The following is a 21415-nucleotide window of genomic DNA, read 5'->3' on the forward strand; positions in this document are numbered from 1 at the left end:
CCCGACACGCCGTGATCAAATCCTGAAAGTTCAACCTCTGTAGCTGGGGTTCGGGACGGGCAGCGAACCGCGTTCCACAACGGTGCGCAGTTCGTGCGGGGCGAGCGGCGGTGACAGCAGGCCGCCCTGGTAGGCGTCGACGCCGAGTTCGCCCAGTACCCGGAACTGCGCTTCGGTCTCGACTCCTTGGGCGACGCAGCTCCGCCCGGTGGCGTGGGCTACGGTCACGATCGCCTGCGTCACCGCACGGCTGGAGACGTCGGTGCTCACGGCGGCGACGAGGCTGCTGTCGATCTTGACGATCCGAGCCGGGAGATCCTTGAGACGGGCCGGCGACGAGTAGCCGCCGCCGAAGTCGTCGACGGCGAACCGCACGCCGCTCTCGGCCAGCCTGGCGAGGGCGCTGCGCGCCGGTGACTGCAAGTCCAGCAGCGATGTTTCCGCAACCTCCAGGACGACGCGGTGGTCGCTGATGGACGATCCGTCGATGATCGCGGCGACGTTCTCGACGAACTCCGGTCGGTCGGGTGCGAGGCCGAAGAGATCGACGGCGATTCCTGCCGCGCAGTCCCCTTGCTCACGCCAGCTGCCGGCTTCGCGCAACGCGGTGCTCAGAACCCAGCTGTCGAGGTCTCGCAGGAGGTCGCCTTGCTCGGCCGCCGGAAGGAACACCTCGGGCGTGAGCAGACCTCGGTCGGGGTGGTGCCATCGAACGAGCGCTTCAACGGCGACGAGAGTCCCGTCCCGCTTGAGAATCGGCTCGTAGTGCAAGCCCAGGCGGTCGCCGTGGAGGGCGTCGCGGAACTCCCGCTCCAGCCGCAGTTGCCGGTCGGCGGAGGTCACCCGGCCCGGCCCCGCCAGCGACACCCGTCCGGGACCACGGCGCTTGGCTTGCAACATCGCGGCGTCGACGACTCTGAGGAGGTCGTCGGCGCTGGTGGCGGACCGGGTCGGCACCGCAGCACCCACCGAGGCCGACACGCGGACCAGCTGACCGTGCAGCGGCATGGACGTGCGCATCAGCGACGAGACGATGCTCGCGAGGGATTCGATCCCACCGACACCGCCAACATCGGCGCAGGTGATCAGGAACTCGTCGCCGGACAGCTTGGCCGGCGTGCACGACAGCGGAAGCTCGGCCTCCAGACGTCTCGCCAACGCGACCAGCAGGTCATCGCCGGCGTCGTGGCCCAACGAGTCGTTGACCCGCTTGAAGTTGTCGACGTCGCAGAGCGCCACCCCGACGCTTTCCGGGTCGGCTTTGCCGAGCAGGTCGTTGAGCTGTTCCTTCGCGGTGGCGCGGTTGGGCAGGCCGGTCAGGTGATCGTGAGTGGCCCGGTGGCGGAGGTCTTCCGCCAACTGATGCCACCGGGTGACGTCCTGGAACGCCACCACCCAGAACTGCGAACCATCGTCCTGGACCGACAGCGCGCTGTGCAGTTCGCAATGCAGCGGTCGTCCGTCGGATCGGACCAGCATCCGTTGCGAAACCGCCTGTTCGCGCGCGCCGGCAACTGGTCTTCGGGAGGCCCCGAGCGCGTCCTGCGGGTGAGCGAGGTCCCATGTGGACATGCCGCGCAGCTGATCCAGCTCGTAGCCGAGCAGTGCGCACAACGAAGCGTTGGCGTGCACGAGCCGCTCTGCCTCGTCGAAGACCCCGGTCGCCACCGGACCGACGGCCAGGAGCTCGGCAGGCCGCTGCCCTGGCCGTGCAGCGACGCCGTCACCGGAAGAGTCTCCGGCCTCATCGGATGGCTGTCGATCGGCCTCTGCTCCCCCGCCGTCGGACGGCAGGTTGCCGTCCTCGTTCCTGCCGCGCAGGATCTCGATCTGCTCCGTGCCAGGCCGGGACAAGACCCAGCTGTCTCCGCGCAGGTTCTTCACGAAGCGTTTCAACGGCGCGAGGCGGCGTGACGCCTCGGCATAGCTGCGGATGGCCGGTGAACACACCAGCGTGGCCAACGAGACGGTGACGGGCATGCCGCCGGCCTCGTGCGGCGTGTCGAAGACCTTCCTCGCCAAGGTGCGCAGATCCTCGAGTTGGCCGACGGCCAGGAAATCATCGCGACCGGGGTGGGCGATCCGGACCGAAGGCAGCTGCGCCGCGGCATCGCCGAGGACCCGGCCGATGCCGCGGATCAGCTCGTCGCCCGCCGCGAAGCCGAATTTCTCGTTGACCGTCTGGAAATCGTCGACGTCCAACCAGCTCAGCGTGAACTCGCCACCGCGGTCGATGCGGCGAGCGACTTCGCGCGCGAGGCTGTCACTTCCCGGCAGCCGCGTCAGCGGATTCAGCGAGGCCGCTTCCTCGACGTTGAACTCGGCCATGCCGCGGATCAGGGCTTCCGCCGGAACGATCCCCAGGCAGCGGCCGGCCTCGTCGACGACGACCGCATCGCCGTCGAGACGTTCGTGGCCTGAGCGCGTGAGGAGGTCCAGCGCTTCCAGCGCCGTGGTCGAGGTCGTCACCGAACGGGGCTCATCGGCGAGCCGCGCTGCGGGTTTCCTGACGTGCAGGGCATGTCCGTAGGGGCCCGCGACCCCCAGCAGGAACCGGTTGCGCGTGATGGTCTGCTGTGGACGGCCGTCTGCGTCGACCAGCACGACGCAGGTGATCTCAGGACCGTCGGTGAAGGTCTGACGGACCTCGTCAGTACTGACATCGATGGGCAACATCGTCGCCGGTGTGATGTAGTCGGTCACCAAAGGCCCGGCGGCGGAGCGCGTTTCGATCACGGGCACAGCCGGATCGCCGGTGTCGACCCAGGTGGACGACGTCCACGAGTTCTCCGGTGGTCGCCAGGTGGTGGGCGCCAGCAGATTGCCCTGACCCAGGGCGATACCGTGATGCCGCAGAAGCGCCAGGTGCTCCTGTCTGTCGACACCCTGCACCACCACTCTGGTGCTGGTGGCCTCGCAGACCTGGCGGACGGAGTCCAGGACGGTCAGCCGGTGGAGTCGCTCCGGAAGGAGCTGCACCAGACGGCGGTCCAGTTTCACCACATCCGGACGCAGGTCCGCCACGAGCTCCAGGGGTACTTCCCCACCGCCGACACGGTCCAGGGCGATGCGAAACCCGAAGTCGCGCAAGGCGTTCACACTGGCCACCAGCCGCTCGCCCAGTCCGCTGACAGGTGGACTGATTTCGAGAGTGACCTCGTGTTCGAGGCGCCCGGCATCGCACAGCGCCTTGCGGACCGCGTCCATCCGCTCGGGAGCGTCGGCGACCGTGCTCGCCAACACGTTGAGGTGCAGCGGCAGGAGCGTCCCGTGTCCGGCGAAGTCGGCTACCGCGTTCGCGGCCAACCGAGCATCCACCTCGGCGAGCAGGCCGTCACGCTCTGCCCTGCCGAACAGCTCATCGAGGTCGCCGCTCGGTGGACACGCCAGTGCCTCCACTCCGACGACGCCGCCGATCCGTACGTTGACCAGCGGCTGATACGCGAAACGCACGTCGTCAAGCGGCACCGACACCTGAGAGATACTGCCCGACCGCACGCCACCCAGCGAGTGGGTTCATGCAGTGTTCACAAACTCATCAGGTGTACGCCTGATCTCCAAGCCCGTGTTCAGGACACAGATTCTGCGAGGCCACACAGGGTGTTGGCGCGCGCACTTTCCGGTCAGGCATCCACTGTCGACCGTCAGCGGAGAGTCGTCGCGATCCGCCCCGAAATCTTGATGAGGAAACAATTCACAAAGCGCAGGCAGCCGAGGACAACATTCCGCAATTTGTGCCTATGCGCGGTGGCGCAACGAAGCGCGAAACACCTCGTGGCTGTCCGCGGCGCGCTCGGCGGCGACCAGGAGCGCGGCGTGCAGGCGAGCCAGCGCGGCGATCGGATCACAACCGCCGCTGCCCTGGCCCGCCCCGGAACGGGCTCGCGGACGGCGGCGGTCATCGATGTCCAACGTCCGCTCGGATACCGCCACCACCAGCCTCTGCAAGCTCAGCAGCGCGTCCGTGACGTCCTCGGCGAGGCCCTCGAGTTCCGCGTCGCCGGCCCGATCGCGCAAGTCCCGGCTCTTGGCGGCCTGCTCCACAGCCGCGATCGCCTGCCTGAGCGAAGCACGCGGGCCACCGGGAGCCTCCGAAGTCATGACCTCTCACCTGACAATCTCGACGGCCGGTCACGCGGTGCTCCCGCCGAAACGATCTGCCCACGTGCTCCTGTCAGCACGCCAGGCAGCCCCGGTCCCCAACAAGCACCTGTCGGTGCGCGGCCGTCGCTATCGATCAGGGCTGCGCCGAGACTCCGCGACGATGGTGCGCCGATCTTGGATTCGCCTCCCCTTTCCTCGATGCAACCGTCACTGTAAGGGTCCATTCGACTACTCAATGTGACTCCAGGGCGCAAGCAAGAACAGAGACTCATGTGGCCTGAATTCGCTCGCCCGTCACCTGGCGGACACCCGGCCCCTTGGTTCCACGCACCTTCGGTGAAAGCCGATCCAGACGCACACGCCGCCGCCAACCGCGTGATCTCGATGTGGGATGGTGTTCCCGACGCCGGTGGGGGCTCGTCGGCCGTGACGCCGACCCACCGAAAGCTGAAGCGTTATCGGTTCTTCCGATCACGTTCACCATGCGCGAGTATCCCTGAAAGCGAAGGCGCCGTGGGGGACCGCTGGAGGGGCACGTGGCCGCAGAGCCGCAGTTGAAGATCAAAAAACCTCCACCTCGTCCTGCGCTCACCTCGGTGCTGGCCCTCGGTCTGGTCGGACTCGTCGTGCTGGTGCTGACGCCTGCCCTGGTCCGATCCGCCCAGCCCGCGCCCGCCGTCACCGTCGTGCGGGGCAAGATGGGCTCGAAGGTCGACTTCTTCCGCGACACCCAGGTCCAGGAGCTCCTGCGGCGCAAGAACTTCGAGGTCATCGTCGACAATTCCGGGTCGCGTGAGGTCGCCACGCACGACGTCGCCCGCTACGACTTCGTGTTCCCGTCCGGCCAGCCCGCAGCCGAAATGATCATGAACACGAACGTGGGCGCCCAGGCCTACGTCCCGTTCGTCAGCCCGATCGTGCTCGCCACCTATCGGCCCTACGCCGAGGCGCTGCACGAGCTGGGCATCGCCACACCCATGAATCCAGACGGCAACAGCCCGCTGTACTACCGGATCGACGTCAGCAGGTTCGTCGAGCTCACCGAGCTGCGCAGGCGCTGGAACGACATCGGCATCCGCGAGCACGGGATCCAGAACAACAACCTGGTGCTGGCCCACACCTCCGACGTGTGCCTGTCCAACTCCGGCGGTACCTACCAGGGTCTGATCGCCTACGCCAAGAACGGGGGCACCGTCGCCTCGTCCGAGGCTGAAGTGGCCGCGCTGGCCGAGTCGATGAAGCCGCTGTACCGGGCACAGGGTGCGCCCACACCGGACCGGGTTCCTTTCTACCTGTCGCCGGAGGGCAAGCGGATCGCGCCCATCGTCGTGATCTACGAGCACCAGTACCTCGCTCACCAGTTGCGGCGCCCCGTGGGACAGCCCGACGAGGACCGGGTACTGCTCTACCCTGCCGATCATTTCGAGACCCAGCCCGCGTTCATCGCGCTCAACGACAACGGCAGGAAGCTCGCCCAGTTGCTGCGCACCGATCCGGAGTTGCGCACGCGGGCGGTGGAGCTTGGTTTCCGCGTGCTCGACGCGGAGCAGGACACCGCGAGCCCGCAGCTGACCCGTCTGCTCAACGATCGTGGGCTCGAAGCGCCGTCGTCGGGCAACGACCACACGCGTGCTTATCTGCCGACACTCGATCTGTTCGAGATGCTCATCACCAGGATCGGCGGTTGCTGATGATGCGGCTGGGCGATCGCGCGGGCGTGCGGCGTCGCGCCGGGCGTCGAAGGCTCTCCGGCGTCGTGCTGTTCGCCGTCCTCGGCCTGGTCGCCGCGTGCACGACGCCCGTGCCACCGCACACGACCCTGCGGGTGCTCGCCTCGTCCGAACTCGCCGACATGGGGCCACTACTGGACGACCTGCGCCGCGACACCGGCATCGAGCTCGTCATGGAGCACCGAGGGACCATCGACGCCACCAACGCGCTCACCCCCGGGGACTACCGGCACGACATCGCCTGGCTGTCCACGGACCGCTACTTCGAGCTGAAGCTCAAGCAGATCGGGTTCACCGGAGAGCGGCCGATCAGCAGCAGGTTCATGTTCTCGCCGCTGGCGATCGGTGTGAAACCGGCAGTCGCCGAGCTGCTCAGAACCACCACGACCGACCAGCACCTCTCCTGGGCGGATCTGGCCGACCTGTCGGCCATGGGAATGGTCCGCTTCGGGATGGCCGACCCGCAGCACGCAGGCAGCGGGCTCTCCGCGCTGGTCGGAGTCGCCACGGCTGCGGCGGGAACCGGCGGCGCCCTGCGCGAGGAGGACGTCAGCTGCGACCGGCTCCGCGGGTTCTTCGCCGGGCGCACCCTCACCGCCGACACCTCGCGCCGGCTCGCCGACTCCTACGCCGGCAACCAGGACGACGCGGACGCCCTGATCAACTACGAGTCGGTGTTGCTTTCCCTGAACGCCAGTGGAAAACTGCGCGAGCCGCTGGAGATCCTCTACCCGCGCGACGGCATCGTCCTCGCCGACTACCCGATGATGCTGCTCGACCCGGCGAAGCGGGACAGCTACGAGACGGTCGTGAACTGGTTCAAGTCCGAGCAGGGCCAGCGCAAGATCATGGAACGGACGCTGCGCCGCCCGCTGGACAGCCAGGTTCCGCGCGACCCGCGGTTCCGGGAGTTCAGCACGAACACCCTGTACTTCCCGGAGCGCAAGGAGACGATCGATCGGCTCGCCGCCGAGTACTCCAGACCGCAGTCGCGCAATCCGTCGCACGTGATATTCGTGCTCGACTTCTCGGCGTCGATGACTGGGCCGCGGATCGCCGCCCTGCGATCGGCGTTCGCCGGTTTCAGCGGTGCCGACCCGTCCGCGGTGGGCAAGTTCGTGCGCTTCTACAAGGGCGAGACGGTCACCATCATGCGTTTCGGCGGCCAGGTGCTCGACGAGCGGGACTTCACCATCTCCGGACAAGCCGACCTCGAGGCCGTCCAGGACTACATCGCCGCCGACCGTTTCGACCAGACCACCGGCGTGTGGTCGGCTCTGGAGGCCGCCTACGCCAAGGCCGCGGCCGCTACCCGGGACCACCCGGAGCAGCCGGTCACGATCATGCTGATGACCGACGGCGAGAACAACGCCGGCATCTCCCTGCAGGACTTCCTGCGCAACCACCAGGCACGAAATCCCGCGGCGAAGGCCGTGCACACCTACACCGTCCGCTTCGGCGAGGCCAATCCCGGCGAGCTGGACCGGGCGGCGAGAGCCACCGGCGGCCGCATGGTCGACGCCAACGCGACATCACTTTCCGAGGCGTTCAAGGAGATCCGTGGCTGTCGATAACGCGTGGTTCTGGATCCTCATGTTCGCCGGCGCCGGACTCGTGGCCGCGGCGGTGGTTCTGCAGGTGCGCCGCATGCGCCGCTCCCGCGACACGACAGGCGTCATCGGCGACCACGAGCTGCTCATGTACCTCAACGAGGCCCTGGTGATGGACATCCTCCAGTACCGGGGCGATGTGAAGGCGCTCAAGAAGCGCGTGGAGCAGTACACCCGGGAGACCGCGGAAGGGCGCGGCGAGGTGAAGAACAGCTTGTTCAGCATCGTCGGAGGCCGAAACCGGGAAGGCTCGACGACAGAGTCCTTCGAGGCCGAGGAATCGCCGATCACCGCTATCCGCAAGGTCGTGCACGAGCTGGAGAAGGCCGACGCGATCGTCTACGCCGACTTCCACAAGGACGAGATCCACGCGCACAGGACCCTCACCGACAACCCGACCGGTGTCGCGAAGCTGAGCGACAGCAGGATGTTGCTGTCGATCGACGGGCGCTTCGAGGAGTACGAGGAAGGCGACGGGTCGGACACCGACTACGTGCGCCTGCGCGCACCGTACCCCTCCGGCGACGCCCATGTCCGGGTCAAGATCACCCGCAGCGGACTCCGCGAGCAGGATGCCCTGCCGGAGCAAAGGGCGCCGTTCTCGGCGCGCGTGCTCGGCAAGGTGGAGACCTGGGACGAGCAGGCCGGCGTCCTCAAGATGTGGGCGCTCGCGATCTTCCGCTGACTCGGCTCGATCCACGCACGCGCCGGTGTACCTCGGTTGAGCTATCCCAGCAGCAGCGTGCTCGCCGCGTTACTGCTTGTCGACACCCCGTCAGCGATGTGTCCGAGCATCAACTCATTCGCCTACCCCGCCCAGCCCGGAGCATCGACAACCGCGTCGAGTGCTGCTCGCCACACCCGAAGCCGAGAAATTGAGAATGACAATCGTTGTGATTAGTCTGCGGCTCGCGCTGACGGCTGAGGAGAGGCGGGTGGGATGGCGTCCGACCGGGTGGCGACGGTGGCCGGTCCGCGTGCCCGGCAGGATGAACAGCCTCCGGCGGTCCCCGTTGAACCGGTGCGCGTAGTTGCTGCGGCCGGTGGCCGTATCCGCGTTTCGGTGCCGTGGCTGGTGCGCAAGCCTGGTCTGGTCGACCTGGTCGCTGACAAGCTCGCGTCGGTCGAGGGTGTTCGGGAAGCACGGTTCTTCCCGCGGACCGGCCACGTCGTTGCATGGGTCGACGGTCGCGGCGATCCGGGCCGCCTGGTGCATGCGCTCGGCACCCCACCTGCCACGCCGCCTGCCCCTGCACTCTCCGAGAGGCGCGCACCGGTCGGTCTCGGGCCCGGTCGTCTGATCACCGGAGCGTTGGTGCTGGGTGTTGCGGGCGCAGCCAGAGTGCTTCTCCGGCGGAGGCTGGCCGGGCGCGCTGCTTCGGGCTTGTCCGGCTTGGTGGCGACGTTCATCGGCTTCCCCTTCCTCCGGCGCGCCACCCTCGGCTTGGCGCGGAGGAAGGAACTGGGAACTGACGTCCTGGTCACCGCCGCGACCGTCGTGTCGTTGGTGCTGCGGCAGAACGTCGTCGCGGTGGCGGTGCTGACCGTGCTCAACCTCGGTGAACTCCTCCAGGGGCTGCTGCTGCGCAACAGCCGTCGACACGCCGCGCGCCATGCGGCCTCGGGCGAGCACCGGGTGTGGCTGGTCTGCGAGGGAGTCGAGGTGGAGGTGCCCGCTGCGGAGGTGCGGACCGGCGACGTCGTGGCGGTCTCCGCTGGTGACCGGATGCCGGTGGACGGGACTGTGGTCGACGGTTCGGCGGTCGTCGACGGCGCCGCGATCACCGGTGACCTCGTTCCCACCCGGGTCGGACGGGGCAGCCACGTGCTCACTGGGGCGATGGTGCGCTCGGGCCGGCTGCGGGTGCGCGCGACGGCGGTCGGCTCGGAGACGGAAGCGGCGAAGATCCTCACCACTGCGCAACGCGTGCGGGCGGCACGCGAACCGAGGCCGACGGTCGGGGGCGCGTTCTCCCGGCGGTTCGCGCCGGCCGCGTTGGCGGTGGCCGGGCTGACGTTGCTGCTCACCGGAGACGCCCGGCGAGCGATGTCGATGTTGCTGATCGCGTGCCCGTGTGCGACGGGCCTGTCCACTCCGGCCGCGGCGGCCGCGGGGGCGTCGGCGTCGGCACGTCGCGGTGTTCATGCCACGAGCGACCGCGGGCTGGAAGCGCTCGGTCTCGCGGACGCCTTCGTCCTCGGCAGCGGTGTGCTCGCCGACTGCCCGCCGGCCGACACCGCCGTGCTGCTTCGACGGCTGCGTGCCTGGGGAGCTGGGCCGATCATTGTGTTCGCCGCGGAGAGCGCACACGCGGCGTCACCACTCGCTGCTTCCGGTGACATCGAGGTTCGCGCCCCTGGTTCCCCTGAATCCAGGGCGGCGCTGGTTCGCGGCCTTCAAGCCCAGGGGCGTGTGGTGGCCGTGATCGGCAACGCGACGGCCGAGGCCCTGGCGGTCGCGCAGGCCGATGTCGGCATCGCGGTGGGTCCGGCAGGGCGGGTCCTCGCGGCGGTGTCCGACCTGGTCATCCCGCATGCCGACCTGTCGAGGGTGGTCGCCGCGGTCGAGTTGGGCCGGCGGACCCGGCGGGCCATGCGGCAGAACTACGGGCTGGCTGTCGGTGTCAACGTCGCCGGCATGCTCGTCGGTGCGGCCGGTGTGGTGAACCCGGTCCTGGCCGCCGTTCTGCACAACGCCGGTGGCCTCGCCGTGGTCGTCAACTCCGCGCGAATCGCCCCCGCCGGACGCGGTCCCGACGCGCCGACGCGGGGGCAACGATTTCCACGCGGCCGGTGCGCGCCACCGCCCACGGCCTCTTGAATCGCCGCTGACGAAGCCACAAACTGGGGCGGTACTGTCCGTCTTCGTCTGCCGTGCGGTTGCGGGAGAAAGCGTCCTTCCGGCGCTTGTCCAGAGGTCCCGGGGACCGGCGCCGGCTCCGAGCCGTCGGTGCGCTCGAAGGACAGGGGGGACGTCATGCACTTCTTGCTGGGTTCGTTCGCCGCGAAGCTCGTTCACTACACGGTGTCGGGGACGGTGGGCGTCGCCGTGGTCAGGGCTGCCGAGCACGCCGCTCCGCAGCTCAAGCCGAAGGCGCGCGAGCTGGCGGTGAACACCATGGCGCGCGGCATCGTGGTCGGACGCACGCTCAGCGGCTTCGCTGAGGAAGCCCGGCTCAAGGCCGGTGACCTCGTCGCCGAGGCGCACGAATCGCTGGGCCAGGAGGCTCCCGCGCCGACCTCGGTCCAGGCGAAAGACGAGCACGGTCACTGACCATGTCCGGCGTGGTCGTTCGGGCGGTCGCCGGCGGCCGCGTGCGGCTGGTCGTGCCGTGGCTGCGGGCCAAGCCGGACGGGGCGGGTGTGGTCGACCAGCGCATCGGTGCCGTCGACGGGCTCCGCGGGCTGCGGGTCTTCGCACGCAGCGGCAACGTGGTCATCTGGGTCGCCCCGGAGCAGCTTGACGTGGATGAACTGGTGGGCGCGTTGGAAGCGCCCCCGACAGGTGTCGCGCCACAGCAACGCACGCGCTGGGCTCCGGACTCCTCGACAGGCGAGATCACCCGCCTGGTCATCGGCGGTGTCGTACTCGCGTTCGTCGCCCTGCGCAGGCTGTTTCGCCTGCCGCGGTTCGCCGGTGGTTCGTCCGGAGTGCTGCGTGCGGCCACCGTGTTCACCGGCCTGCCGTTCTTCAGAGGCTTCCTCAACGCCCTGACCGGACGCGGGCACGCCGGAACCGACGCGCTGGTGACCGCCGCGACCGTCGTCGCCCTGCTGCTGCGGGAGAACGTCGTGGCCCTGACCGTCCTGTGGCTGCTCAACATCGGCGAGTTCCTGCAGGTCGTGACCCTGCGGCGCACCCGCCGCGCGATCGAGGAACTGCTCACCATCGGCGAGGAGCACGCCTGGCTGGTCCGCGACGGCGTGGAGATCGAAGTACCGCTCGAACAGGTCGAGCCCGGTGACGTGGTCGCGGTCTACGAGCACCACAAGATCCCCGTCGACGGCGTCGCCACCGCGGGCAACGCGCTGGTCGACCAGGCCGCGATCACCGGCGAGGCGCTGCCGGTCTACGTGTGCGAGGGCTCGCAGGTCTACGCGGGCACCGTGATCACCTCCGGATCGCTGACGGTGGCTGCGACGTCGGTGGGACAGGACACCACCGTCGGCCGGATCATCAAGCGCGTCGAGGAAGCCCAGGCCGACCAGGCGCCCGTGCAGACCGTCGCGACGAGGTTCACGCGGCGGTTCGTCCCGGTCTCCTTCGCCCTCGCCGGCCTGACCTACCTGCTCACCCGCGACGCCCGCCGGGCGATGACGATGCTGCTCATCGCCTGTCCCTGCGCCGCGGGCCTGGCCACCCCGACCGCGATCAGCGCGGCGATCGGCAACGGCGCCCGCCGGGGCACCCTCATCAAAGGCGGAACCCACCTGGAAAGTGCCGGCGGCGCGACCGCCGTCGTCTTCGACAAGACCGGCACCCTCACCCTCGGTCGCCCACTGGTGACCAGCGTCGTCGCGCTCAGCAACTTCACCGCCGACGAGGTGCTCGCGCTGGCCGCCTCCGGCGAGCTCCACGCCCGTCACCCGCTGGCGCAGGCGATCGTGCGCCGCACCCACGAAGAGCACCTCGAGATCCCCGTGCACCAAGCCTGCGAGGTCGTGCTCGGTATGGGCATGCGAGCAGAGCTCGACGGGGCCCGGCTGCTCGTCGGCAGCCCCGCCCTGCTCCGACACTACGGTCTGGAGCTGCCTGATCATGCCCGAGGCTGGGCTCGGCAGCTGCGCGCGCAGCGGGAAAGCGTGATCTGCCTGGCTCGCGACGAAGACCTGATCGGCCTGCTCGGTATCTCGGATGCGATCCGGGACGGTAGCGAAGCCGTCATCGAGCAGCTCCGCAAGCTGGGGGTCGACCGCATCGCCTTGCTCACCGGCGACGCGCCCGAAGCCGCCCAAGCTGTCGCGGACAAGCTCGGCATCACCGAGGTCCATGCCCACGCACTGCCCGAGGCGAAACTCCAACTGATCCGCGACCTGCAGGCCGACGGACACACTGTGGCCATGGTCGGCGACGGCACCAACGACGCCCCGGCACTGGCGCTGGCCGACATCGGCATCGCCATGGGCACCCAGGCCTCCCACGTGACGCTCGAAACCGCCGACATCGCCCTGGCCAGCAACGACCTCCGCCAGGTGCCGGCCGTGGTCGAGCTGAGCCAGCACACCCTCCGTGTCGTCCGCCAGAACTACGCGCTGGCGCTGGGTGTCAACGTCGTCGGGCTCCTCGCGGGCGCCGGCGGCTCCATCAACCCGGTCCTGGCCGCGCTGCTGCACAACGCCAGCAGCATCACCGTCGTCGCCAACTCCGCCCGCCTGGTCAACCACACCCCGGCATTACCGAGCCCGCACCCCGTGCCGCCCCCGGACCTCGGCGACGGCCAGGCATGAAAGATCAGCGGCGAGGGCGGCGGGGCCAATCTGTCGCCAGAGAGCTGCTATAGCAACTTGTTAGCATCCACCTCCGCATCGGCTGTGCTACTCGGAGGGTGGAACGTGTCGCAAGAAGAGGTCCGGGGGCTCGGAGAGTATGTGGTCCGGCGGGCGCTCCCTGCCGATCTCGAGGGTGCTCGCACACTGATGTTCGACACGTTCTACCAGGTCATGGGGTACGGATATGTGCCCGAATGGCACGGCGACGTGATCAACATGACCGACACCTACTTCCGGGAGCCGGGGCAGGCGCTGTTCGTGGCGGCACTGGGAGACGAGGTCGTGGGGACGGCCGCGGTACGCGCAGGTGGCCCGAAGAGTCCGCCCAACCCGCACTGGCTCGCCGAACGCTACGACCGCCCGTCGACCGCGCAGCTCTGCCGCACCTACGTGCGCTCGGCCCACCGCCGCCGCGGCCTTGCCCGCGCTCTGGTCGACCTGGCCTGCGGGTTCGTCGCCGACTCCGGCCGGTACGACACGGTCTACCTGCACACCGATCCCGCGATCGACGGTGCCGAGCCCTTCTGGCGCAGCCTTGCCAAGGAGATTCACGACGAGCGGGGAACCGGCACCGACAACGCGATCATCCACTTCGAGATCCCCCTGCCTCCCGCGTGTCAACACGCCGGTATCTGAGGCGTCTCCCCAGGCACCGGACCACGCCGCGAAGCGCGCAAAACGGATGCGACGACGAGCCAAGAAGTGAAAATGATTATCATATGAGCATGGAGTGCGCGGAGACCGGGGCGGAGCATGATCGTCCGGTGCTGGAGGTCGAGGGGTTGACCGTCGAGATCGGTGGTCGCCGAGTCGTCGACGGAGTGGATTTCCGCCTGGGCCGCGGTGAGCGACGAGGCCTGATCGGCGAGTCGGGGTCGGGGAAGTCGCTGACCGGGCTCGCGCTGCTCGGCTTGCTGCCGACCGGGGCCCGGGTCGGTGGCAGTGTCCGGTTCGACGGCGAGGAACTGCTCGGACTGCCCGAGTCACGGCTCGCGCGGTTCCGGGGCGCCTCGATCGCGATGGTGTTCCAGGACGCGCTGTCCGCGCTGAACCCGTTGGTGCGGGTCGGGCGGCAGGTGGCAGAACCCCTGCGCCGGCACCGCGGCCTGGCCCGGACCGAGGCGCATGCCGCGGCGACCGAGATGCTGGCGCGTGTCGGGTTCACCGACCCGGAGCGGGCGGTGCGGTGCTGCCCGCCGCAGCTGTCCGGAGGACAACGCCAGCGCGTGGCGCTCGCGATGGCACTGGCCTGCCGACCGGAGGTTCTGGTGGCAGACGAACCGACGACAGCGCTCGACGTCACGGTGCAAGCCGACATCCTCGCGCTGCTCGCCGACATCGCCGACGGCGAGGATGCTCCGGCGTTGCTGTTCGTCTCCCACGATCTGGCGGTGGTCGCCCAGCTCTGCTCGAGCGCGATGGTCATGCACGACGGCACGATCGTCGAGCACTCCCCCATGACCGAGCTGGTTCGCGCACCGCGGCACCCGCGCACCGTCGAGCTGGTCGACAGCGCGCTATCGCTGGAAGCGTGCCCACGACACCACGACCGGAAGGCGGTGTCGTGAGGATGCTGCGGGCGAGGGGGCTTCGTCGAAGTTACCGGGCTTCCTCGCCGGGGCTCGGATCCGCGCCCCGGGTGCACGCGCTCAACGGGGTGGACGTGGAACTCGGCGCAGGTGAGCGGGTCGGCATCGTCGGGGAATCCGGGTGCGGCAAGTCGACATTGCTGCGCATGCTGCTCGCGCTCGAAGCCCCGGACGAGGGCACCGTGTCCTACCAGGACCATCCCGTACGGCCGGGTGGAGCCCGGTCGTTGCGGTGGTTTCGCTCCGAGGTGCAGTTCATCCCCCAGGACCCGTGGTCATCGCTGAATCCCCGGATGCGGATCGGTGATGCCATCGCAGAACCCCTGCGGTATCTGCGCGTGCCAGTCGACCGGGAACAGCGGGTCGCCGAGGTCTTGGGCCTGGTCGGGCTGGAGCCGGAGATGGCCGACCGACGTCCCGCGGCGTTCTCCGGCGGACAACGGCAACGGATCGCGATCGCCCGCGCTCTGGCCCCGTCGCCGCGGTTCCTGCTCGCCGACGAGCCGGTCACCGCGTTGGACGCATCGGTTCGCTCGCGCGTGCTGGGTCGCCTGCGGGATCTCGTCGAACGCGAGGGCCTCGGCCTGCTCCTGGTCACCCACGACCTCGCCGTCGTGCGCAGGCTCTGCGATCGGGTCCTGGTCATGCGCGCGGGCGAGATCGTCGAGCACGGCAGCACCGACGACGTCTTCAGATCCCCCGCACACGACTACACCCGGACACTGCTCGACTCCGTCCCGCGCCTGAGCGCCTACCTCTCCGAAGGAATCGTTGAGTGACCGCCGGAACGCAACGGAATCCCCTCGTACGGCGTTGGTCGCTGTTGGCGCAGTTCGCACGGCTGCCCGGGATCGCCCGACTGCTGCTGCTGACCCAGCTCGCCTTCAACGTGGGCTTCTACCTGGTTGTCCCCTTCCTGGCGGTGCACCTGTCCAAGGACCTGGCGATGGCGGGCTGGGCGATCGGTGTCGTGCTCGGGGTGCGGACGTTCAGCCAGCAAGGGCTGTTCGTGATCGGTGGCGCCCTGACCGACCGCTTCGGGATCAGGCCCACCGTGCTGACGGGGTGCGTCCTGCGCATCGCGGGGTTCGTGGTGCTGGCCGCGGCCGGGGACCTCGGCACCGTCCTGACCGGCACCGTGCTCATCGGATTCGCCGCAGCGCTGTTCTCCCCGGCGGTGGAATCCGCGTTGGCCGCGCAGGGCGCGGCTCTGGAGGACCGCGGGATCATCACCCGCGCCGAGCTGTTCGGATTGTTCGCGGTGTGCGGTGAAATCGGCGCGGTGACCGGTCCGCTGCTCGGGGCCGCTCTCCTCGGCGTGGATTTCGGGCTGACCTGTTCGGCGGCCGCGGCGGTCTTCGCGCTCATCCTGGTCGCGCACGCGCGTTGGCTGCCTCGTGGTGCCCGGGATGATCGGCGCCCGTTGCTGGCGGGCTGGTCGGACATCGTGCGCAACCGCACGTTCCTCGTCTTCGCCGCCGCCTACAGCGCCTACCTGTTGAGCTACAACCAGCTTTACCTGGCGCTTCCGGTCGAACTCGAACGCGTCGGGGCGGAATCGGCGCTGGGGTGGATGTTCGCCCTCGCCGCGGTGATGGTCGTGTTCGGCCAGATCCCCCTCGCGCGATGGGCCCGTACACGACTGGGAGCGACCCGGGCGCTACCGCTGGGTTTCGGCCTGCTGAGCCTGGCCTTCGCCGTGGTCGCGGCGTGGGCGCCGTGGACACCGCTGCCCGGGCCGTTGGGCCTCGCATCCGCCGTGGCGTTCGTGGTGTTGCTGACCCTCGGCCAGATGCTGGCCGTCCCGGTGGCCCAGGACCTCGTGCCGCGGCTGGCACGCGAAGACAACCTCGGTTCCTACTACGGCTTCCTGTCCTCAGCCGGCGGGCTCGCGGTGCTGGTCGGCAGCGGGGCCGCGGGCGGGCTGCTCGACCTGGCCGCGCAGCCCGCGGCAGCGGCCGCGGTGCCGTGGCTGTTTTTGGCCGTCCTGCCCGCTGTGGGAGGTCTCACGCTGCTCGTGCTCGCCCGGCACTACCCGAATGAAAACCGTTCTCATTAGAGTCCTACGGAACATCCCTCCGCGTTCAAGGAGATCCGCTCCCATGCCCGTGCGCCCGAACAGAGCCTCCCTCACCGCGAGCATGCTGGCAGGCGCCCTCCTCCTCTCCGGCTGCTTCGCCGGCAGCCCCGGCACGGGAACGGCCGACCGGCTGAACGTGGGGATGGCGTTCCAGCCCGCCGCCGAGATGTCGCCCTACAGCGATGACGCGGTGCTGCTCAGCAAGCTCGGCGTCACCGAGACCCTCACCTCCCTGGACCCCGACGGCACACCCCGCCCCGCGTTGGCGGAGAGCTGGGAGCAGATCGACCCCGTCACTCTGCGGATGACGCTGCGCCCGGGGGTGAGCTTCCACGACGGCACACCGCTGACCGCCGAGCACGCCGCCGCCGCGCTCCACGACGCCGCCACGGCAACCACTCCACCGCGTGCCCTGAAGGGCGTCGAACTGTCCGCCGCGGCAACCGGCGAGCGCACCCTGGAGGTGTCCACCGCCACGCCCGATCCGATCCTCGCGCAACGGCTCACCGCACCAGGACTGGCCATCCTCGCGCCGTCGGCCTACCGCGAAGATCCGACCGCACCGGATCCCGTTCGCGCCGCCACTGGCCCGTACGTGCTCGACAGCGTCCAAGGGGCCGCGAGCGCGACGCTGAGTGCGAACCGGGAGTATTGGGGCGGTGCGCCGAAGGCATCCGGGGTCGACGCCCGGTTCATCGCCGACGGGGCGAGCCGGGCCAACGCGCTGCGTGCGGGTGAGGTCGACATCATCGACACCGTGCCGGTCTCCCAACTGCCCACGATCACCGGCCACCAGGTGCTCGACTTCCCGCTGCCACGGTTGGTCAGCGCCCACCTCAACACGAGGAAGGGCACGTTGTCCGATCCGGCGCTGAGGGCGGCCGCTCGAGACGCCGTTCACCCGGCGCAGATCACCGCGGGTGTCTACGCCGGCCAAGCCGACCCCGCCAAGGGCCTGTTCGGGCCTGCCAGCACGTGGGCGGCGGAACCTCCTGCCCCGCAGCACGAAACCGCTCCCGCGACACCGCAGGGGCAGCCGATCCGGATCGCCACCTACGACGAACGCCCGGAGCTTCCCGAGATAGCCTCGGTGGTCGCCGAGAACCTGCGCTCCGCGGGATTCACGGTCGAGAACGTGGTCGTCCAGGAATACTCCACACTGGAGTCCAAACTGCTTCGAGGTGACTACGACGTGGTCATCGGCACCCGCTCGTACGGGATCGACACCGGCGACCCGGTCGGCTACCTCAGCACCGACTGGACCTGCGGAGGCAGCTACAACCTGTCGATGCTGTGCGATCCCGCCCTCGACGCCGCTGTCGCCGAAGCCGGCGCGGCCGATGCGGAGCAGCGCAAGCAGGCGGCGATGCGGATCGCCGCACAGGTGCTCGCCCACGACGCTGTCATCCCCCTGGCCCACGAGCGCACCCGCATCGGAGTCGCACCCGGCGTCCACGGCGTCGCCGAGGACAGCTTCGACCGTCGATTGATCACCGCAGAGACGGTTCCGGGCGCATGAGGGCGCTTGCGAGCGCACCGACGGTGGTGCCCGCACTCCGGGGGCTGCTCGTCGTCGTGGGCGCACTCACCGGACTCGCGTTCCTCGTCGGCGCCCTGCCCTGGCTCGGCGGCGATGACCCGGCGCAAACCGTCCTGCGCGCCCGCTCTGCCGAACAGGAGCTCGACCCGGCCGTGCTGGAGGCCATTCGACGGGACGTCGGCATGCCCGACGACCCGATCAGCGGCACGGTGAGCTGGCTGGCAGGCGCGGTGCGGGGTGATTTCGGTCAGTCCTGGGTCACCGGTGCACCGGTGTCCACCTCGATCGGTCAAGCACTGGGCATCTCGATCACCCTGGCACTGGCCGCCAGCGCGGTCTGCCTGCTGTGCACGCTGCTCGTGCTCGCACCGAGTCTGTGGCGGGCAACCCGGACAGCGCAGTCGGTCGGCAACGGCGCGATCGCGGTCGGCTCACTGCTGGCGGCACTGCCGGAGTTCCTGCTCGCCGCCGTCCTCCTCTCGGCGGTGGCGGTCCACTGGGGACTCGCGCCGACGTCGGGGTGGGCAGGACCGCAACACATGCCTCTTCCCGCCTTGGCGCTGGGAATCCCCGCCGCGGGAGTGCTCACCCGGGTGCTGGCCACCGCCGTCGACAACGTCCTGTCCGAACCGTGGGTGCACACCTGGAGAGCGACCGGGTTCCGCAGAGCCGCCGTGCTGACCGCGGTCATGCACCGCGCCGTGGCCGTCGCGCTGCCGCAGCTGGTGCTGCTGTTCGTCGGTCTGCTCGGATCCGGGATCGTGATCGAGACGGTCTTCGCCATCCCGGGGTTGGGGGCCATCGCCCTGCACGGTGTGCTCGCCCAGGACCTGCCAGTGGTACAGGCGTGTGTGGCCGTCCTGGCGGTGCTCGGCCTCGCGCTCGGCGCGGCGGGAATCCTCGCGCACCGGTGGATGCTGGGTGCTGCCCTGCACAGCGCAGGCATGGCACCGGCCGCGCCGAGGCCGACCGCAACCCCGCGGTGGGCCTTCGCCGTGGCCGCGGTGCTGGGCACCGCCATCGTCGCCGGACTGCTGCGCGATCCGAACGCGATCAGCCTCACCGACCGCCTCCAATCCCCCACCGCCGCGTATCCCTTCGGCACCGACGCGCTCGGCCGAGACCTGCTGGCCCGGTTCGGCCACGGCGCGCTCCCGAGCATCGGAGCGTCGTTGGCCGTCAGCGCCGCGGCCCTCGTGATCGGCCTGGTCGCAGGCACCACGCGAACCCGCCCCCGCGCCGGGATCGCCGATGTGCTCAACGCGGTGCCGCCGGTGCTGGCCGGCGTCATCGTGGCAGCGGTGGCCGGTCCCGGCATGCTCAGCGCCGCCGTCGCCGTGTGCGCGGTGGCATGGATTCCGCTTGCGGTGCACAGCCGCACACTGGCCACCGAGGTCCGCGCTTCCGGCTTCGCGCAGGCGGCGGTGACCAGTGGCGCCGGCCGCGCGCAGATCCTGTTGCGACATGTGCTGCCGTCGGTACTGCCCTCGGTCGCCCGGCACGCACTCGTCCGGCTCCCCCACAACGCGCTCGCGCTGGCCGGACTCGGCTTTCTCGGGCTGGCCGCTCCGCACGACTCCCCCGAGTGGGGAACGATGCTGTCGCAGTCCCTGGCCTACACCGAGACCGCACCGTGGACCGTCGCCGCCCCCGCGACCGGGCTCGCACTGCTCGGGCTGATCGCCGGCCTGGCCCGCACCGGACGCCACTGACGACGCTCTCTTGGCGACGTCGCGCTCACCGGGCACCGCCCGGCGATACAGAGCTGGTACCGATGACAACCCAGGTCGGGTACACGTCCGCAGGTTCTTCCGGAATCGGGACTCCGATTCAGGCTTCGGTGTGTTCGCCGGTGAGGTCTTCTGCCTGCAGCAACGGATCCCCGGCGGTTTCGCGCAGAGAGTAGGCCGCGATCAGCCCGATCAGGGCGGCGGCCATGAGGTACGGGCCGGGCACCAGCGTGCTGCCGGTGGCCGAGATCAGCACCGTCATCAGGTAGGGCACGGTGCCGGCGAACAGGGCGGCGGTGAGGTTGTACGCGATGGACAGGCCGCCCTGGCGGGTGCGGGTCGGGAAGATCTCGGCGGACCACACGGCGTAGGTGCCCAGGATCGCGGAGAGCACGACGCCGAGCGTGAGCCCGCCGATCCACGTTCCGGTGAGCCCGGTGCGCATCAGCAGATAGGCCGGGGTCGCGAGCAGGAACAGCGCGACGCCCGCGCCGAGCAGGACCGGTCGCCTGCCGACGCGGTCGGACAGGCGGCCGAAAGTCGGGACGAGGACCAGCCCGACGAGGGAGATGACCGTGGACAGGAGCGCGGCGCTGTCGGAGGAGTGGCCGAGGTAATCGGTCTGGTAGGTGACCAGGTAGGTGAGCACGGCGTAGAACGGCACGTGCATCATCGTCATCAGTCCGGCGGCTTGGAGCAGCTGTTTCTTGTTGTTGCGCACCAGTTCCCGCACGGGGCTGCGGGGCACGTTGTCGGTCGCTTCGAGGGTGCGGTACTCCGGGGTGTCCTCGATCTTGTTGCGGACGATGAAGCCGATGATGCCGAGCGGCGCGGCGATGAGGAACGGGATGCGCCAGCCCCACGAGGTGAGCTGCGCGTCCGAGAGGCCGACCGTCAGCAGGAGGAACACGAACGATCCGGCGAGGAATCCCAGCAGCGAGCCGACTTCGAGCCAGCTGACGCCGAACCCGCGGCGGCGGCGCGGCGCGAACTCGGCGAGGAAGCTCGCGGCGCTGCCGAACTCGCCGCCCGCGGCGAAGCCCTGCAGCAGGCGCAGGAGGACCAGTAGCAGTGGGGCCGCGATGCCGATTTTCGAGTAGTCGGGCAGCAGGCCGATGGCGAGCGTGGCACCGGACATCATGAAGATGACGATCGACAGTGTGCGCTTGCGGCCGATCCGGTCTCCGAGTGGCCCGAACACCAGCGCTCCGACGGGACGGATCCCGAACGAGACCGCGAAGACCCCGAACACGGCGAGCAGACCGGCCGTGGCGTCGTCTGCGGGAAAGAAGACCGAGGCGATGGTGCTCGCGAGGTAGGCGTAGGCGGCCCAGTCGAACCAGTGCACGAAGACTCCGACCGCGCCCGCGGCGACGCTTCGACGCAGCGTCGCGGGATCGGCGATCGTGTCGGCGAGCTCCCTGACGGGAGCGGATTCCCGTGCGGTCATGGGTGTCCTCCTTGGACCGGTTCTCGTGATGACGCTAGGAGCGGTCCGCGGCATCCAACAAGAAGAAATAAACAAAGCAATGCATCGGAAGG

At 69.4% G+C, this 21415-nt stretch carries 15 protein-coding genes; 12 read left to right on the forward strand and 3 right to left on the reverse strand.

What is annotated here, in order from left to right; translation table 11 throughout:
- Nucleotides 1–30: 30 nt before the first annotated feature.
- Both HUO13_RS27030 and HUO13_RS27035 read right to left on the reverse strand, forming a co-directional pair.
- Nucleotides 31–3474: an EAL domain-containing protein gene (locus HUO13_RS27030; protein ID WP_211897838.1), complete on the reverse strand. Its 3444-nt coding sequence runs from the start codon at nt 3472–3474 to the stop codon at nt 31–33.
- Between the two features lie 264 nt (nt 3475–3738).
- Entirely contained in the window at nt 3739–4101 is a 363-nt protein-coding gene (locus tag HUO13_RS27035) for a hypothetical protein (RefSeq protein ID WP_211897839.1), read from the reverse strand.
- Nucleotides 4102–4700: 599 nt separating this feature from the next.
- Here HUO13_RS27035 and HUO13_RS27040 point away from each other — a divergent pair.
- From HUO13_RS27040 to HUO13_RS27095, 12 genes are all read left to right on the forward strand, one after another.
- Nucleotides 4701–5795 (forward strand): hypothetical protein, encoded by a 1095-nt coding sequence (locus tag HUO13_RS27040; RefSeq protein WP_249124090.1) that lies wholly within the window; start codon nt 4701–4703, stop codon nt 5793–5795.
- Complete coding sequence (locus HUO13_RS27045) at nt 5795–7408, forward strand: vWA domain-containing protein (protein ID WP_211903185.1); 1614 nt, start codon at nt 5795–5797, stop codon at nt 7406–7408. The genes HUO13_RS27040 and HUO13_RS27045 overlap by 1 nt, the downstream gene beginning before the upstream one ends.
- Nucleotides 7395–8129: a hypothetical protein gene (locus HUO13_RS27050; protein ID WP_249124091.1), complete on the forward strand. Its 735-nt coding sequence runs from the start codon at nt 7395–7397 to the stop codon at nt 8127–8129. The genes HUO13_RS27045 and HUO13_RS27050 overlap by 14 nt, the downstream gene beginning before the upstream one ends.
- A 699-nt stretch (nt 8130–8828) precedes the next feature.
- A complete protein-coding gene (locus tag HUO13_RS27055; protein WP_211897841.1) occupies nt 8829–10265 on the forward strand; it encodes a hypothetical protein in 1437 nt (478 codons plus the stop codon).
- Between the two features lie 156 nt (nt 10266–10421).
- On the forward strand, nt 10422–10718 hold the full coding sequence (locus tag HUO13_RS27060) for a DUF1490 family protein (RefSeq protein ID WP_211897842.1): 297 nt from the start codon (nt 10422–10424) through the stop codon (nt 10716–10718).
- Between the two features lie 2 nt (nt 10719–10720).
- A complete protein-coding gene (locus HUO13_RS27065) occupies nt 10721–12892 on the forward strand; it encodes a heavy metal translocating P-type ATPase (RefSeq protein WP_211897843.1) in 2172 nt (723 codons plus the stop codon).
- A 189-nt stretch (nt 12893–13081) separates the two neighbouring features.
- Entirely contained in the window at nt 13082–13570 is a 489-nt protein-coding gene (locus HUO13_RS27070) for a GNAT family N-acetyltransferase (RefSeq protein ID WP_211897844.1), read from the forward strand.
- 83 nt (nt 13571–13653) lie between these two features.
- Nucleotides 13654–14502 carry an ABC transporter ATP-binding protein gene (locus HUO13_RS27075; protein ID WP_211897845.1) on the forward strand — a complete coding sequence of 283 codons (849 nt, stop codon included), beginning with the start codon at nt 13654–13656 and terminating at the stop codon, nt 14500–14502.
- 71 nt (nt 14503–14573) lie between these two features.
- A complete protein-coding gene (locus HUO13_RS27080) occupies nt 14574–15302 on the forward strand; it encodes an ABC transporter ATP-binding protein (protein WP_211897846.1) in 729 nt (242 codons plus the stop codon).
- The gene (locus HUO13_RS27085) at nt 15299–16582 is read left to right on the forward strand and encodes an MDR family MFS transporter (protein WP_211897847.1); all 1284 of its coding nucleotides are present in this window, start codon (nt 15299–15301) and stop codon (nt 16580–16582) included. Before HUO13_RS27080 ends, HUO13_RS27085 begins: the two co-directional genes overlap by 4 nt.
- A 43-nt stretch (nt 16583–16625) precedes the next feature.
- Nucleotides 16626–18122, forward strand: coding sequence for an ABC transporter substrate-binding protein (locus HUO13_RS27090; RefSeq protein WP_211897848.1), 1497 nt, complete (start codon nt 16626–16628; stop codon nt 18120–18122).
- On the forward strand, nt 18119–19855 hold the full coding sequence (locus HUO13_RS27095) for an ABC transporter permease subunit (protein WP_211897849.1): 1737 nt from the start codon (nt 18119–18121) through the stop codon (nt 19853–19855). Before HUO13_RS27090 ends, HUO13_RS27095 begins: the two co-directional genes overlap by 4 nt.
- A 118-nt stretch (nt 19856–19973) precedes the next feature.
- Here the strand turns inward: HUO13_RS27095 and HUO13_RS27100 are convergent, their stop codons facing one another.
- On the reverse strand, nt 19974–21323 hold the full coding sequence (locus HUO13_RS27100) for an MFS transporter (RefSeq protein WP_211897850.1): 1350 nt from the start codon (nt 21321–21323) through the stop codon (nt 19974–19976).
- Nucleotides 21324–21415: the final 92 nt, after the last annotated feature.

The organism is Saccharopolyspora erythraea (genome assembly GCF_018141105.1).
Classification (GTDB): Bacteria; Actinomycetota; Actinomycetes; order Mycobacteriales; family Pseudonocardiaceae; genus Saccharopolyspora_D; species Saccharopolyspora_D erythraea_A.

Excerpts from the sequence above, each read along its gene's own strand:
- HUO13_RS27090 (WP_211897848.1), top strand. The coding sequence starts at position 16,626 with ATGCCCGTGCGCCCGAACAGAGCCTCCCTCACCGCGAGCATGCTGGCA.
- HUO13_RS27100 (WP_211897850.1), bottom strand. The coding sequence starts at position 21,323 with ATGACCGCACGGGAATCCGCTCCCGTCAGGGAGCTCGCCGACACGATC.
- HUO13_RS27045 (WP_211903185.1), top strand. The coding sequence starts at position 5,795 with ATGATGCGGCTGGGCGATCGCGCGGGCGTGCGGCGTCGCGCCGGGCGT.
- HUO13_RS27060 (WP_211897842.1), top strand. The coding sequence starts at position 10,422 with ATGCACTTCTTGCTGGGTTCGTTCGCCGCGAAGCTCGTTCACTACACG.
- HUO13_RS27065 (WP_211897843.1), top strand. The coding sequence starts at position 10,721 with ATGTCCGGCGTGGTCGTTCGGGCGGTCGCCGGCGGCCGCGTGCGGCTG.
- HUO13_RS27070 (WP_211897844.1), top strand. The coding sequence starts at position 13,082 with ATGTTCGACACGTTCTACCAGGTCATGGGGTACGGATATGTGCCCGAA.
- HUO13_RS27095 (WP_211897849.1), top strand. The coding sequence starts at position 18,119 with ATGAGGGCGCTTGCGAGCGCACCGACGGTGGTGCCCGCACTCCGGGGG.
- HUO13_RS27035 (WP_211897839.1), bottom strand. The coding sequence starts at position 4,101 with ATGACTTCGGAGGCTCCCGGTGGCCCGCGTGCTTCGCTCAGGCAGGCG.
- HUO13_RS27075 (WP_211897845.1), top strand. The coding sequence starts at position 13,654 with ATGAGCATGGAGTGCGCGGAGACCGGGGCGGAGCATGATCGTCCGGTG.